At 40.3% G+C, this 15371-nt stretch carries 14 protein-coding genes; 11 read left to right on the top strand and 3 right to left on the bottom strand.

Annotation, left to right across the window (positions count from 1 at the left end):
* The first annotated feature begins 36 nt into the window (after positions 1-36).
* Positions 37-3048: a protein translocase subunit SecDF gene (gene secDF, locus FNH22_RS04165; RefSeq protein WP_143397080.1), complete on the top strand. Its 3012-nt coding sequence runs from the start codon at positions 37-39 to the stop codon at positions 3046-3048.
* A 139-nt stretch (positions 3049-3187) separates the two neighbouring features.
* Here secDF and FNH22_RS04160 read toward each other — a convergent pair whose 3' ends face one another.
* Positions 3188-3706, bottom strand: coding sequence for an AAA family ATPase (locus tag FNH22_RS04160; RefSeq protein WP_143397079.1), 519 nt, complete (start codon positions 3704-3706; stop codon positions 3188-3190).
* On the bottom strand, positions 3703-4302 hold the full coding sequence (gene pnuC, locus FNH22_RS04155) for a nicotinamide riboside transporter PnuC (RefSeq protein WP_143397078.1): 600 nt from the start codon (positions 4300-4302) through the stop codon (positions 3703-3705). Before pnuC ends, FNH22_RS04160 begins: the two co-directional genes overlap by 4 nt.
* 132 nt (positions 4303-4434) lie before the next feature.
* On the opposite strand from pnuC, the gene FNH22_RS04150 reads away from it, so the two are divergent.
* Entirely contained in the window at positions 4435-4686 is a 252-nt protein-coding gene (locus FNH22_RS04150; RefSeq protein WP_143397077.1) for a DUF6364 family protein, read from the top strand.
* On the top strand, positions 4683-5096 hold the full coding sequence (locus FNH22_RS04145; protein ID WP_143397076.1) for a PIN domain-containing protein: 414 nt from the start codon (positions 4683-4685) through the stop codon (positions 5094-5096). The genes FNH22_RS04150 and FNH22_RS04145 overlap by 4 nt, the downstream gene beginning before the upstream one ends.
* A gap of 57 nt (positions 5097-5153) precedes the next feature.
* Here FNH22_RS04145 and FNH22_RS04140 read toward each other — a convergent pair whose 3' ends face one another.
* Positions 5154-5474: a septal ring lytic transglycosylase RlpA family protein gene (locus tag FNH22_RS04140; protein ID WP_255517984.1), complete on the bottom strand. Its 321-nt coding sequence runs from the start codon at positions 5472-5474 to the stop codon at positions 5154-5156.
* A 185-nt stretch (positions 5475-5659) separates the two neighbouring features.
* Here FNH22_RS04140 and guaB point away from each other — a divergent pair, with 185 nt between their 5' ends.
* From guaB to FNH22_RS04100, 8 genes are all read left to right on the top strand, one after another.
* Positions 5660-7129 carry an IMP dehydrogenase gene (gene guaB / locus FNH22_RS04135; protein ID WP_143397074.1) on the top strand — a complete coding sequence of 490 codons (1470 nt, stop codon included), beginning with the start codon at positions 5660-5662 and terminating at the stop codon, positions 7127-7129.
* Between the two features lie 115 nt (positions 7130-7244).
* Positions 7245-9305, top strand: a complete 2061-nt coding sequence (locus FNH22_RS04130) for a GAF domain-containing SpoIIE family protein phosphatase (RefSeq protein WP_143397073.1) — start codon at positions 7245-7247, stop codon at positions 9303-9305.
* Between the two features lie 38 nt (positions 9306-9343).
* Positions 9344-9682, top strand: a complete 339-nt coding sequence (locus tag FNH22_RS04125; protein ID WP_143397072.1) for an STAS domain-containing protein — start codon at positions 9344-9346, stop codon at positions 9680-9682.
* Positions 9679-10098: an ATP-binding protein gene (locus FNH22_RS04120; protein ID WP_143397071.1), complete on the top strand. Its 420-nt coding sequence runs from the start codon at positions 9679-9681 to the stop codon at positions 10096-10098. The genes FNH22_RS04125 and FNH22_RS04120 overlap by 4 nt, the downstream gene beginning before the upstream one ends.
* Before the next feature lie 76 nt (positions 10099-10174).
* Entirely contained in the window at positions 10175-12160 is a 1986-nt protein-coding gene (locus FNH22_RS04115) for a peptidylprolyl isomerase (RefSeq protein ID WP_143397070.1), read from the top strand.
* A complete protein-coding gene (locus tag FNH22_RS04110; protein ID WP_143397069.1) occupies positions 12144-13028 on the top strand; it encodes a peptidyl-prolyl cis-trans isomerase in 885 nt (294 codons plus the stop codon). Before FNH22_RS04115 ends, FNH22_RS04110 begins: the two co-directional genes overlap by 17 nt.
* A complete protein-coding gene (locus FNH22_RS04105) occupies positions 13012-14352 on the top strand; it encodes a peptidylprolyl isomerase (RefSeq protein ID WP_255517983.1) in 1341 nt (446 codons plus the stop codon). The genes FNH22_RS04110 and FNH22_RS04105 overlap by 17 nt, the downstream gene beginning before the upstream one ends.
* A 44-nt stretch (positions 14353-14396) precedes the next feature.
* On the top strand, positions 14397-15362 hold the full coding sequence (locus FNH22_RS04100) for a MoxR family ATPase (protein WP_143397067.1): 966 nt from the start codon (positions 14397-14399) through the stop codon (positions 15360-15362).
* The last annotated feature ends 9 nt before the right edge of the window (positions 15363-15371 follow it).

Raw genomic sequence — 15371 nt, 5'->3', positions numbered from 1 at the left:
TTCTATTTAATAAATCCAACAAACTAATTTATAATCATGCGAAACAAAGGAGCAGTAATAATGCTAACAGTCATTATTACGTTACTATGCATTTACTATTTGTCGTTCACATTTGTATCGAGGTCCATCAATCAGGATGCAATATCTTTTGCCACTAATGAAGCGGGCGTAGTGGATCTGTCAAAGAAACAAGCTTACCTTGACTCGATATGGAACCTTCCGGTACATAACCTTTTTGGGATAGAGTATACCTATAAGGAAATAAAAGATACTGAACTTAACCTGGGGCTGGATTTACAAGGCGGTATGCACGTGACTCTGGAGATATCACCTGTTGATATTATTAAGGGCTTAAGCGGCGGTAGTGAAGACGCTGACTTTAATCAGGCCATAAACGATGCAGTAGCAAAACAAAGGGACAGTCAGGACAGGTTTGGTGATCTTTTTTACGAATCGTATCGGGAGGCTACATCAAAACCTTTAGCTGACATTTTTTCTACCGCAGCAAATCGTGGTAGAATTAGCCGTGGAGATTCTGATGATGATGTGATGGCTATTATCAATCAAGAGATTGAAGATGCTATAGACCGGTCATTTATTATTTTAAGAACACGTATTGACCAATTTGGTACTTCTCAGCCTAATATTCAACGGTTGCCGGGTACAGGTAGAATACAGATAGAAATACCCGGAGCAGACAACCCCGAGCGAGTCAGAAAGCTTTTACAAGGAGTAGCCAAGCTGGAATTTTGGGAACTGGCTGAGATCTCTGAGTATAACAGTTCCATGGTTGCGATCAACGATATGCTTGTAAAAGAAAGGCAAGCAGCCGACGCCTTGAAAGCTACCGAAGAAAATGGTGATGAAGAGGCTTCTATTGAAAGTTTGGGTGAAGCTTTAAGCAATGATACTGAAACGGATACTACTGCCAACGAGCTGGACGCTGCACTGGATTCCAGGGACAGCCTGGAAGAAAACCAATCACAACTTGATTCATTGGCTAATGCTCAGCTCTCTCCGTTGTTTGCGCTGACAAAAGCGGGAGGAGCATTAATCTATGATGTAAGAGATACGGCTGAAATCGGTAAGGTCTTAAGAAGAAAAGATGTTAAATCATTGTTGCCACGTACTATCAAGCCACTTTGGGAAGTAAAACCTAATGTGAATGAACAAACCGGAGAAGAATTGCTTCAACTCTTCTTTGTACGTGTGGGTCGCGGTGGCAATGCTCAGCTTACCGGTGAGGTGATCACAGACGCTCGTCAGGACCTGGATGAATATGCACGCCCAGCCATAAGTATGCAAATGAACGCTTTAGGTACACGTGTCTGGAGAAAAATGACTGCGGAGGCAGCAAGAAGGAGCCCCCAGGGAAGAATCGCCATTGTGCTGGATAACCTGGTGTATTCAGCGCCATCTGTTTCGGGTGAGATCCCTAACGGAAGTTCCCAGATATCAGGAAACTTCACCACGGAAGAGGCAAAAGACCTGGCTAATATATTAAAAGCGGGTTCTCTACCGGCGCCAACACGTATTGTAGAAGAAGCCATTGTAGGGCCTACACTGGGAGCAATAGCCAGAAATCAGGGGATCATATCAATTCTTGCCGGGTTGGCAGTGGTTGTTTTGTTTATGGTAGCTTATTACGCCAAAGGAGGATTTGTAGCCAACATAGCTTTGGTGTTTAATATCTTCTTTATACTTGGAATTTTGGCCCAGCTCAATGCTTCACTCACGCTTCCTGGTATCGCCGGTATCGTACTGACCATTGGTATGTCCATAGATGCCAATGTGCTGATCTTTGAACGGATCAGAGAGGAAATGCGTAACGGTGTGAAGTTGCGCGAGGCGATCACTCTGGGATACAAAAAGGCATTTAGCTCCATTGTAGATGCTAACCTTACTACATTACTAACCGCTTTTATTTTATATGTGTTAGGTCAGGGACCTATCAAAGGTTTTGCTATTACGCTGATCATTGGAATATTCTGCTCATTCTTTTCAGCAGTATACATTACCAGAGTGGTGGTGGAATGGATGACAAGAAAAGGGGATAAGGAGAATGTATCCTTTAAAACACCTTTATCTGCAGGCCTTCTGTCTAATTTGGGAATTGATTTCATGGGTAAAAGACGCATGGCTTATCTGTTTTCAGGAATTGTGATTGCTGTGGGAATGTCGATCACAGCAATCCAAAAGTTGAACCTTGGAGTGGATTTCAAAGGGGGGCGGTCGTACATCGTCAATTTCCAAAACCCCGTAGAAGCGACTAATCTGGATCTTGCCTTAAGTGATGCTTTTGAAAAAACAGGTACGGAAGTAAAGAATTTCGGCGGTAACAATATTGTAAAAGTTACCACATCATACCTGATTGACGATGAATCAGATGTAGCAGATGAAAAGGTGAAAAATGCGCTTATCGATGGTATTGAAACGTTTACAGGTAAAAAATATGTCTACAGTGATTCCGAGTTGGATGATGAACATTTCATTATTTCAGGGTCATCGAAAGTTGGACCAACCATTGCGGACGACATAGAAAAAGCTTCCTATCAGGCAGGCATTTTTGCCATATTGATCATCTTCCTATACATTTTGATCCGATTTAGAAAATGGCAGTTCAGTACCGGGGCTATTATTGCTTTAGTGCATGACACGGCCTTTGTTATTTCTGCTTTTGCCATAGCAGGATTGTTCGGTATTAAATATGAAATCGACCAGGTATTTGTGGCAGCGATATTGACGATCATTGGTTACTCTATCAATGATACAGTGGTGGTATTTGACCGTATCAGAGAGTTTTTAAATCTGGGTACCAATACAGACCGTCAGAAAGTATTTAATGATGCTATTAATGGCACACTCAACAGAACGTTGATCACATCTGTTACTACGCTGATCGTGATTTTAATTCTATTCATTTTTGGAGGAGAAGCGTTAAGAGGTTTTTCATTTGCCTTGCTGATCGGTGTTATGATCGGTACCTACTCTTCCGTTTTCATTGCATCCCCAGCAGTGGTGGACCTGGATAAAAGAAAGATAGAATAGCTAGCTATAAAGTAAACTGTGAAAAGGCCATCTGATGTTTAGATGGCCTTTTTTGTTGTAGGATCATGCAAAATCAACGCATTTACGAAATCATGATTTTATGATTAGAGGGGAATAATGGGCTCAGACCTATTTTCTTTTAACGTCCTGCTAACAAGTTATCTATTGCGTCAATAGCTGTTTTCTTTCTGCTATGGAATTCTCCTTTGATCTCTATAAAGGGTAGGCCTTTTTCTTCCAATTCCTTTTTGAAAAGATGAAAGAAAAAGTCTCTTAAGTGAGGGTTCTCTCGTTGAGGGTCCTCTTTCCAGGGAATGTCCACATGGGTGAGCAAGTATAGATCATACGTACGGCCTTTGATCATTTCCAATACCTTAGGGTAGCAGTCCCCATACTTATATTCCTGCCATATTTTTATTACAAGTAAGTTAGTATCACAAATGACAATTCTATCAGCCTTTTTTGTCCATTGATCTTCTGACAACAGTTGCCCTTTTGCTATAGGTAAAAGGTCAGCTTCGTTATAAGGCCTGTCTAACCGATCGATGTAGTAGCGCGCGTATTCCGGTACCCAAGTAGTGTTATAATAAGTGGCCAGTGATGACGACAATGTGGTTTTGCCACTACATTCCGGCCCTATAACCACTACTTTTTTCATGCTTTCTGTAACTTCATTGTTTTGTTCCAGGTTATGAATCCGATAACAGCCAATATAATATAGATCAGATAGAGCAACGCATAAAAATGTATGCCTTTATAAAAATATATACCTGTAGCCAAAACATCCACTACTAACCAGAAATGCCAGTTTTCAATTTTTTTTCTTGCAGTAAGCCACATACCGGTGAGGCTTAGAACCGTAGTGGCGCTGTCCCAGTAAGGTAATGCAGCATCAGAATACTGATGGAGCAATGAGCCCATGATAAAGATGCCAACCCCTGAAATAGTCCAAAGTGTTAATTGAAGTGTCGGGTGTGTTGTAGTAACGGGGATATCGTCTTGTTCATTTTTGCTGCCACCTTTCCAATACCACCAACCATAGATATTGAGCACCAGGAAAACGATATGTAATCCAAAATCAGCATATAATCTGGCACGCCAGAAAATAACGAATGACACTAGTACATAAATAATACCGCTGGGCCATGTCAGACTGTTTTCACGGATAAGATAATAGACTGCCAGAAGGCCAAATAGCAAGCCAGCTGCCTCAAGAACATCAATTTGTAAAATGTAGGAAGTAATACTGTCCAAAGTAGGTCAAGATGATAAGCCACAAATATATTCTTAATAAGCACATCAGGTGTGTGTAGATAGGCAAAAAAAGAAGGTGTTGATTTTATCTTCACGTGATATATAATTATTTTTAACGTAAAGAAATGACGTATGGATACTAAAGTCACCTTGCACTTCAATCAAGAGGTTATAAATAAGGCCAAAGCCTTTGCTGCTAAAAATAACATCAGCTTATCAAGGCTAACTGAGTTTATCTATGATAAAATCACTTCTGGCAATTACAAAAACCTTGAAGAATTACCTATTTCAGATTGGGTATTGCAGGTTTCAGAAGGTGAGGCCGAATACAAAAGACGGTCCAGAAAAGATACCCGAAACGAATATCTGCAATCCAAGAAATGAGGGTATTTCTTGATGCTAACGTAATCATTTCTGTACTGAACAAAGAATATCCACTCTACACCTATTCTTCACGGATATTAAGTCTTGCCAACAGTACTTCTTATTCCTTATACACCTCACCACTGTGTTTGGCAATTGCCTTTTATTTTGCTTCAAAAAAAAGTGGACAGACTATGGCAAAGCGTAAAATCAGTATTCTGGCAGCGAACCTCAAAGTCACATCTATTGACGGAGCAATCGTAAAAAAGGCGTTGCATAATCTTAGTGTACATGATTTTGAAGACGGACTGGAATATTATTCTGCCGTGGACGGAGAATGTCAGATCATTCTAACCGAAAATCAGGAGGATTTCTATTTTGGAAAAATGGAAGTGCTGGGTTGCAGGGAATTTATCACTAACTATTTTTAATAGAGATGGTTTTATAACAGGGCTTGTGCTTCTTTTTATTTAAGAGCATTAAACTCCTTAATTGGTATCCAATACTTCAATTGACACGTCGGCTATACCTTGTCTTACAAAGCCCAGCTGTTCTGCTGCGGATTTTGAAACATCTATAATTCTACCTTTAACAAACGGACCGCGATCATTGACGAGCACAATGACCTCTCTTTTATTGTTAAGGTTGGTCACTTTAACTTTTGAGCCGAAGGGTAGTGTCTTATGTGCAGCGGTCATTTTTTTATGCTGATAGATTACTCCGCTGGCTGTGGGCTTTCCTTCAAATCGATCCGCATAGTAGGATGCTTTTCCCTTCTGTATTTTGAGCTGGTAAGTATTGAAACCCAAACATAATAGGCTGATAATTATCAAATACTTGTACATAATAATCTACTGACGTTTCCTTTATAGAACGTTACATGATTTAATTCAATCTAATTGAAGGTACAATTAAATTCTTTTTGGGTATTCTGTTTTTTTCTGATGTGTTATATTTAGTTTTGCTCGGCAAATAACACAAACGCTTATTTGCTATGTCCTTCGACACTTCCAAATTCCTTTATGAAGCATTTACCTATGACGATGTGCTTCTGCTTCCCGATTACTCGGAAATACTTCCAAGAGATACGGATACTTCCTCTCATCTGACAAGAAATATCAAATTGAATATTCCTCTGGTATCTGCTGCCATGGATACTGTGACGGAATCTGATCTGGCGATAGCCATAGCACTGGAAGGAGGCCTTGGGTTTATTCATAAAAACATGACCAGCGATCAGCAGGCACAGCAGGTACGTCGTGTAAAAAGGTCACAAAGCGGGATGATCCTGGATCCTATCACGCTTCATGTAGATTCTAACGTACAAGATGCGGAGAACATTATGCGTGAATTTAAGATTGGTGGGATTCCGGTCATAGACGCTAAAAAGAGGCTCATAGGCATCATTACCAATCGGGACCTTCGCTTTCATAAAGACATGTCTACCCCAATTAAGGAAGTGATGACTACTGAAAACCTGATCACGGCCTATGAAGATGTCGATCTTGAAAAAGCGGAGGACATTCTTCAGAAGTACAAAATAGAGAAGCTACCGATCGTAAATAAGGACGGCACCCTCATGGGACTGATCACTTATAAGGATATTTTGAAGAAAAGAAATAAGCCCAATGCGTGCAAAGATAATTATGGAAGACTTCGTGTAGGCGCGGCAGTAGGAGTGACGCCGGATTTATTGGAAAGAATAAATACATTACGTCAGGCAGGCGTAGATGTTATAAGTATAGATACTGCTCATGGCCATTCTAAAGGAGTGATTGATGCCTGTAAAATGGTGAAAAAAGAATATAAAGACCTGGATGTTATTGTAGGTAATATTGCTACGGCAGAAGCGGCAAAAGCCTTGGTAAAAGCTGGCGCCGATGCGATCAAGGTAGGAGTTGGGCCAGGTAGTATTTGTACCACCCGTATCATAGCCGGTGTGGGTGTTCCTCAGCTATCTGCAGTTTATGAGTCGGCTAAGGCCATTAAAGGGTCCGGTGTGCCAGTAATAGCGGATGGGGGTATAAGATTTTCGGGAGATGTGGTAAAGGCGCTGGTAGGCGGTGCAAATAGTGTGATGATAGGTTCACTATTGGCAGGTACAGAAGAGGCTCCCGGAGAGTTGATCATTTATGAGGGACGGAAATTTAAGTCCTACAGGGGTATGGGTTCGCTGGAAGCTATGGAGGATGGTTCCAAGGATCGCTATTTTCAGGACGCTGAGGACGACATTAAGAAACTGGTGCCTGAGGGTATCGTGGGTAGGGTGAACTATAAAGGATTGGTATCCGAAGTTTTGTACCAACTTGTAGGAGGATTAAAGGCTGGCATGGGCTATTGTGGTGCGCCTTCGATTGAAAAACTTCAAGAGGCCAAATTTGTTAAAATCACATCAGCAGGGGTTCAGGAAAGTCACCCTCACGATGTGTTTATCACACGAGAAGCACCAAATTATAGCAGATAAATAATTTGAGAATTATATTTTTCCGGTAAAGAGAGGAGGGTAATACGACTTTTACCCTCTTTTATTTTTGAATCATTTATATTTACTTTTTGAAGAATCGGTCTGATCCAGACAATTGAGCAGTAAGGCAATCATACGGTTAAGCGCCATTGTGGCGGGAGTCTCCTGGCTGGGAACAGTGTTTACTGCATTGTCTATCCTATTCAGCAAAACAACTGGAATAAATCAAGGTGTTGGGGATGAAGTACCTCCCGTATTGTTCAGCTTATTTATTCTTTCTCTTTTTACCTTCTATAAGTACCGGATTGAAAAAGCGGAAAGTATCAACTTTGTTGATCTGCTATGGAAGGTTTTTGTTACCGGACTTATTGCGACTATAGTTTCGTTACTTTTCCAACTGGTATTGAATATGTTGGGCAATACCAAGTTGGCCCAAAATCTGATTTTTCTTGACTTTATCTATCTGTCGAATTTGGGATTGGTCGCTGCGTTTCTGATTTCCACTTTCATTGTGTGGAAACGACTTATCCTCTATCAAAAGTCACGTTTTCTCCTGACTACCTGGAAAATATTTGAGTACTCCCTGTTAATAAGCCTCGTTTTTAACGCTTTACCGATACCCACCATAACTTATGTTAAAGACATTTATGCAGGACTCCTGGTGCTGATGGGTATGTTCTTATCTGCTAATATGAAGTGGGTAGCTTATCTTAATTTCAAGCAAAAGTGGAAGAGTATACTCCTCATAGCGCTCGCCATGTTCTACCTGGGGTATTTTTCATTTACACTTTTAGGAGCTGCTGAAGATATCTCTGAGCAGACCGTTGATTTTCTTGATTTCCGGGGGAATATGTTTATTGTAGCGTTGATTGGGTTCATATTTATCTACGCACTTTTCTCTTTACTCGTGCTTCTCTTTAACTTACCTACCTCATCTGTATTTGAGCAAAAACTAGAGGAAGTAGTTAATTTTCAGAAACTTAGCCAGTCCATTCAGACAGAACAAAATGAAGAGCGTGTTTATGAGATACTTTTGGAAAGTTCCTCAAATACGGTCTTCGCAGATGCGGCATGGATTGAAGTAAATGATAATCCTAAGGAGCCTGTTTATTACACACAGAATATTAATGCAGAGGAGATCAGGCAAATCAAATTTCACCTTGAAGCAAATAATATAAAGGGAATACTTGATCAGGGGAGTGATAAGACGAAAAATCTCAATAGGTACCTGTCCACCTTAAAAGGTTCTTCTTACCGATCAATCATAGCCTTTCCCATTAAAGTAAAGGGGAAACAAGAAGCCACACTGGCATTGTTGAAAGATGTGAGTGACGGGTTTAATAAAGAGAATTCCAAGATTATAGGCACTTTTACCAACCAGGCCGGTATTTCCATAGAAAACTTCAGACTTCTTTCGGAAGCACTACAAAATGAGCGTTACCTGGAAGAGCTAAAAATTGCTAAGCGGGTTCAAAGTAGTCTGCTGCCAGCTGAATTGGAAGATGATAAAGATTTTAACATAGTGGCATTTTCAGAAGCTGCGGATGAAGTAGGTGGGGATTATTATGATTCTTACCGAATAAATGAGCATAAGATTGCATTAATTATCAGTGATGTTTCAGGAAAGGGTACCTCGGCTGCATTCCATATGTCGCAGATGAAAGGAGTATTTCATAGTCTTTCTCAGCACGATATGTCACCAAAAGCTTTTTTAGCCAGTGCGAATAAGGCGTTGAGCAATTGTTTAGACAAGGCTTCATTCATTACTACTTCCTATTTTGTGATAGATACGAAACAGAAAGCGGTGGAATTTTCGAGAGCAGGACACTGCCCTACCCTCTTCTATAAAAAATCTGATGACGAAGTCACTTATTTTCAGAATAAAGGCCTGGGGTTAGGCATACTCAGGAATAATGGCTTTGAAAACTATATACAGATCAATTCTTTTAAATACAGCCCCGGAGATGTGATCGTGTTATATACAGATGGTATTACAGAGGCTAAGAATGGTAAAGGAGACGAATTTGGTTACGAACGTTTACAACAGGTCATTAAACGTATGAGTCAGGCTCCGGCCGATGAGATACAAAAGGAATTGATTAATGAATTGTACGCTTTTACCGGTACAGAAGCAATAGATGATGACTACACTACATTAATAGTGAAGTTTATTTAGTGGTTTAAACATTAGTTTTACTAATACGTATTAGCATTATGGTTGACATAAAGAGGATAAATGAGGGAGATTATGAATTGCTCAGAGTCGTGGGCGAGGTGGATGCCAGTTCTTCAATAGAATTAGACAGTGCCATCAATGAGGCCATTGGAAGTGGTGGTAAAAAATTTCTCGCTGATTGTTCTAATCTTGATTATATTTCTTCCGCAGGATTAGGCGTGTTTATGTCATACATAGAAGAGTTCAAAAAAAGGAACATCACATTTGTGATCTATGGACTTAATGAGAAAGTACAGAATGTTTTTGAAATACTTGGCCTGGACCAATTGCTTGTTATTCATTCTACCAAGGAAGAAGGTCAGACTGCGCTAAAATGAACTATTCATATAAGATACCGTGCAGGAAAGAAAAGCTTCGGGATATCAGGGGCTTTGTGAAAGAGGTACTGAATAAGCACAGTATTTCTGAAATTGATGTCAGCACGTTGGTACTCGCTATTGATGAGGTTTGCGCTAACCTCATTATTCATGGCCATGGTTGCAATCCAAAAGATTCTATAGAATTGGAAATTAAAGTAGCCGGAGATCTCAGAGTAGAGTTTAATATTATTGATAGCGTGGATATGTTTGATATATCTGCTTACAAGGAGCCAAAAATTGAAGATGTTGTACGCAAACAGCGTAAGGGAGGTATAGGTCTTATCCTTGTCAAACGTATCATGGATGATATACAGATCATCAAAGAGTCTAAGAAAAATATTTGTCGACTTACCAAGAAAGTAGAGTTACGTTGACTTTTAAAAAAGTGCCACCCGTTTCTCTTATAAAATCGTTAAAATTGCAGGGTTTTTGTAACTAACGCCTCCAGAAATGAAGAAGTTATTAGGGATTAGTCTAGTGATATTATCGGGTTGTGCTACCCAGACGAGTGTTAATAAAAGTACTGAGCTTAATCCGTCAAAGGAAATTGACCATGTATTATTTTCAGTAGGAGCAACAGATGTGGGCACCGAAGAATTCATGTACGTGTATAGAAAAAATAACGTCAATAACGATAGCGCGTATACTAAAAGCGATATCGATGAGTACTTTGAGCTATATGTAAAATTCAAACTTAAGATCCAGGAAGCTTTGGCAAGAGGCATGGACACCACCCGGAGTTTTTTGAATGAGTTTAATGGATACCAGGAACAGCTCAAAAAACCCTATTTGACCGAGACCAAAGTAACAGATAGCTTAATGCGTGAGGCCTATGACAGGTTTTCACAGGAAATAAATGCATCTCATATCTTACTCACGGTTAAGCCGGATGCTTCTCCATCTGATACATTAGCAGCTTTTGAGAAGATTTCAGCAATAAGAAAGCAAGCGTTGGAAGGAGGCGATTTCGCCCGGTTAGCCAAAGAAAACTCAGATGATCCCTCGGCCAAAACAAATGGTGGAAACCTGGGCTACTTTACATCATTTCAAATGGTATACCCTTTCGAATCAGCTGCTTATAATACCTCGGAAGGAGATGTTTCGCCTCCGGTACGTACCAGGTTCGGTTATCACATCATTAAAATCCTCGACAAGAGGCCTTCTCAAGGAAGTGCAGAAGTATCCCATATCATGATCCGCGTAAATCCTGATAAAAAAGATAGCATTCAGGCAAGGAATAAGATATTTGAGATACATGACCAAGCCATGGGAGGCGTAGCATGGGATGAGCTGGCCAGTCAGTTTTCACAAGATATCAATACCAAGGATAAAGGCGGGCGTCTACGGCCGTTTACCGTAGGTCAGATGCCTTATGCATTTCAAGAAGCTTCGTTTGGACTTAATGAGGTTGGTGCCATTTCCGACCCGTTTATGACACCCTATGGCTGGCATATTGTGCGGCTTGAGGGAAAGTCGCCATTGCAGTCCTATGAAGAAATGGAGGCTTCTATTAAGTCAAAAATCAATCGAGATGTACGTGCTGAACTGAATAAAAAGGCCTTGATTAATCGCTTGATAAAAGAAAATGGCTTTAATGAAATATCAGGTGTTAAATCCATTATTTCACCACATGCAGATAGCTCTATGACATCCGGAAAGTGGGAAGCTACAGAACTCGCTAGTGATCAAAATGTGACACTTTTAAGTGTCGGGGACCGAAAGTACAGTCTGAACGACTTTCTTGATTTTGTGGAAAAAGAGCAAAAGAATAATTCGTATGCTCCCGATGTGTACCTTAACATACTGTACGACAATTTTAAGATTGAAAAAATCGTTGAATACGAAGAAGCCCGGCTCGAAGAGAAATACATTGATTACCGAATGTTGGTCAAAGAATATAAAGAAGGGATCTTATTATTTCAATTGATGGAAGATGAAGTATGGTCTAAAGCTGTGAAAGACACGGTAGGCCTGCGACAGTTTTATGAAAGCCACGCAGATGATTATCAATGGAAAGAACGTGTGAAGGCCACTATTTATAATGCAGCGGATAGAGTTGTATTGGAAGAGATCAGGAGAGTGCTACAAGAGGCAGACGTACCATCGAATAAAGACCTTGAAACTAAGTATAACAAGGAGTCAAGCCTTACATTGCAAATTGAGGAAGGTGATTTTGAAAAAGCTACGAATAAGGTGATAGACCAGGTTGATTGGGTCAAGGGTGTATATGAGGTGGAGTCAGAGGGTAGGTATAATCTGGTAGTAGTGCATGAAGTGAAGGAAGCAGGTGCTAAAGCATTAAATGAAACCAGGGGGTTAGTGATTTCCGATTATCAAAATGAACTGGAAGAGCGTTGGATTTCCGAGTTAAGGGAAAAGTATCCCGTGGCGATCAATGAAGCAGGACTTAACTATACCTATGAGCGCCTTAAATAAAATATCGGTATTAGGTATTCTCGCATTGTCCTTATTATCAGGTTGTGACCTGATTAAAATGAAAGAAACAGTAGACCAGGAAGTGGAGGACCGCCAGTCGGTAGCCAGGGTAGGAGACCAGTATTTATATATAGATGATCTGGAGGGCATAGCCTATGAAGGCATGGCTCTGGAAGATAGTACTGAACGTACAAGGGCTTTCATCAACAACTGGATAAGAAAGCAACTCTTGATACAGGAGGCTTCTACAAGAATTGAATTTGACGAAGCTGAGATCGAAAGAAAAATACTGGACTACAGGTATAGTCTTATGGGGTACGAATATCAGTCTTATTATATTAGTGAGAATCTGGACAGAGAAGTTTCCGATGAGGAAATAGAGAGCTATTATGAAGAGAATATTGATAATTTCATTTTAAAGCAGAATATCATTCGGGCGAAATTCGTTAAGCTACCCAATGGTGCGCCCAGAATTAAAAAGGTGCGGAGTCTGTTGTATTCGGTCAGTGATAAGGATCACGAGGAGTTAAATGCGTATTGTTTGAGTTTTGCCACTGCTTATGAGTTGAACGATTCTATTTGGATGACCTTTGATGAGGTAGTTAAAAATTCTCCTTTGGCAGAAATACCTAATAAAGTGCAGTTTCTTAGGAAAAACAAGTACGTTGAAACAGAAGATGACCTGTATAAGTACTTTCTGAAAATAGAAGAATACCGCATTTCAGATAATATTTCACCACTGGAATTTGTAACGGAAGACATAAGGAACATTATTATAAATAAGCGTAAAGTAGAGCTCGCAAAAGAACTGGAGGAAAACATTTATGAAAGAGCTAGCAAAAACAATCAATTTGAAATTTATAACTAGATCTCTGTGTTTAATAGCGCTTTTAAGCCTGTTGCATGAAGTAAGTAAGGCCCAGGACAAAGCTGGTGTAGTAGTAGATGAGATCATTGCTAAGGTGGATAATTATATAGTGTTGCGTTCTGACCTGGAAAAGGCCTATGCCAGTTATCTGGCAAGTGGTAAGCCAGGTGGTAGTGATACGCGTTGTAGATTATTGGCCCAATTGATCAGTGGTAAGTTGATGGTAGCGAAGGCAGAAATCGATTCAGTGATCGTTACGGATCTGGAAGTGGATAATAACCTGGATAGAAGAATGCAGGTAATCTTGTCACAATACGGCGGCTCTGAGGACCAACTGGAAGAGTTTTATGGGAAAGGTATAGACCAGATCAAAAATGAAATAAGAGACGATATAAAAGAGCAGTTAATAGTGGGACGTATGCAGGAAACTATTGTTTCTGATGTTAAAGTGACACCTGCCGAAGTAAAGAAATATTTTAGCCGTATACCTAAAGATAGTTTGCCTTATTTTTCTACTGAGGTAGAAGTAGCCCAGATTGTGAAGATACCAACCGTCAATAATGATCGGAAACAAGAACTAAAAGTTCAGTTGGATAAAATTCGCGATAGAATACTGGGTGGAGAAAGTTTTGAAGCTTTAGCCAAAGAATACAGCCAGGGTCCCAGTGCCAAATATGGCGGGAGTTTGGGTTTTACCCAGCGTGGGGTAATGGCAGCGAAATTTGAGGCTGCTGCGTTAAAACTAAAACCAGGTGAGATATCAAGGCCTTTTGAAACCCAATTCGGTATTCATATCGTGCAGCTGATAGAACGGCGTGGTAACGAATATAATTCAAGGCATATCCTTTTGATCCCGGAGCCTTCTCCTGATGATATAAAACGAACGGCACATTTTTTAGATAGTTTAAGAACATTGATTGTTCTGGACAGTACAGAATTCCAGACAATGGCTAAGGAGCACTCCGATGATAAATACACCGGAGGTAACGGAGGGTTTTTTGAGGACCGTAACGGAGGTACCAGGATATCGTCTGAAGATCTGGACCCGGTCATATTTTTCACTATAGACAGTATGGATGTTGGTAGTGTTACAAAACCAATTACTTACCGCATGGATGATGGTAAAGAAGCTGTAAGATTACTGTATTACAAATCAAAGGTTAAACCACACCAGGCTAATTTGAAGGATGACTGGCAAAAAGTACAGACAGCTACCTTTAACGAAAAACAATCCAGGATTTTGAATGCCTGGTTTAATAAAGCCCGTGAAGATGTATTTATAAGTATTGATGAAGAATATAATAAATGTGGGATATTAAATTGACCTCGTTTATAAAAACAGTCAGGCATTAAGGCAAACAAAAAATAATGGCAGAATACAAAACAGATGTGGAAGCGGCAGATGCGCTCCATGAATCCTACCAAAAATTAAGTCAGGAAATTTCAAAGGTGATCATAGGCCAGGACGAAGTGGTTCGCCTGTTACTTACCTCTATATTCTGCCAGGGACACTGTCTGTTAGTAGGAGTGCCCGGTCTCGCGAAAACACTTCTGATCCAGACCCTGGCTTCGGTTCTGGATCTTAAGTTCAACAGGATACAGTTTACCCCTGATCTAATGCCTTCGGATATTTTGGGGGCAGAAACACTCGATAAAGATCGAAACTTCAAATTCATCAAAGGACCAGTATTTGCCAATATTATTCTGGCAGATGAGATTAACAGAACCCCACCCAAAACACAGGCGGCGTTGCTGGAAGCAATGCAGGAATATGCTGTGACTGCTGCGGGACAGCGTTATGAATTAGACAAACCATTTTTTGTATTAGCTACCCAAAACCCAATAGAACAAGAAGGAACATACCCCTTACCTGAAGCACAGCTGGACCGATTTATGTTTAACGTTTTACTGGATTACCCAGCATATGAGCAAGAGTTAGACATAGTAAAGAGCACTACCTCTGATGAGGAAATAAAGCTTGACCATATACTTACTGCAGAAGAGATCAGTTACTTTCAACATTTAGTGCGTAGAGTGCCCGTAACTGATAATGTGATTGAATATGCTGTAGGACTCGTTCATAAAACAAGGCCTTTTGGAGATAAGGCGCTGGAAGTCACTAATGAGTACCTGGAATGGGGTGCTGGACCAAGGGCGTCTCAATATTTGGTATTAGGTGCCAAATGCAATGCATTGCTTAATGGGAAGTACTCCCCTGATATTGAAGATGTACAGGCTATTGCCAAACCGACTCTAAGACATCGCCTGGTACGGAATTTTAAAGCCGAGGCAGATGGGGTTTCTATCGACGATGTGGTGAATAAGCTATTGTAAATCAAATAT

It is taken from the genome of Fulvivirga sp. M361 (assembly GCF_007097395.1).
In the GTDB taxonomy this organism is placed as follows: Bacteria; Bacteroidota; Bacteroidia; order Cytophagales; family Cyclobacteriaceae; genus Fulvivirga.
The sequence above is the reverse complement of the archived record's forward strand: the minus strand, read 5'-3'. Positions and strand labels throughout refer to the sequence as shown.

Excerpts from the sequence above, each read along its gene's own strand:
- guaB (WP_143397074.1), top strand. The coding sequence starts at position 5,660 with ATGTCCTTCGACACTTCCAAATTCCTTTATGAAGCATTTACCTATGAC.
- FNH22_RS04110 (WP_143397069.1), top strand. The coding sequence starts at position 12,144 with ATGAGCGCCTTAAATAAAATATCGGTATTAGGTATTCTCGCATTGTCC.
- FNH22_RS04160 (WP_143397079.1), bottom strand. The coding sequence starts at position 3,706 with ATGAAAAAAGTAGTGGTTATAGGGCCGGAATGTAGTGGCAAAACCACA.
- FNH22_RS04100 (WP_143397067.1), top strand. The coding sequence starts at position 14,397 with ATGGCAGAATACAAAACAGATGTGGAAGCGGCAGATGCGCTCCATGAA.
- FNH22_RS04125 (WP_143397072.1), top strand. The coding sequence starts at position 9,344 with ATGGTTGACATAAAGAGGATAAATGAGGGAGATTATGAATTGCTCAGA.
- FNH22_RS04120 (WP_143397071.1), top strand. The coding sequence starts at position 9,679 with ATGAACTATTCATATAAGATACCGTGCAGGAAAGAAAAGCTTCGGGAT.
- FNH22_RS04150 (WP_143397077.1), top strand. The coding sequence starts at position 4,435 with ATGGATACTAAAGTCACCTTGCACTTCAATCAAGAGGTTATAAATAAG.
- FNH22_RS04145 (WP_143397076.1), top strand. The coding sequence starts at position 4,683 with ATGAGGGTATTTCTTGATGCTAACGTAATCATTTCTGTACTGAACAAA.
- secDF (WP_143397080.1), top strand. The coding sequence starts at position 37 with ATGCGAAACAAAGGAGCAGTAATAATGCTAACAGTCATTATTACGTTA.
- FNH22_RS04115 (WP_143397070.1), top strand. The coding sequence starts at position 10,175 with ATGAAGAAGTTATTAGGGATTAGTCTAGTGATATTATCGGGTTGTGCT.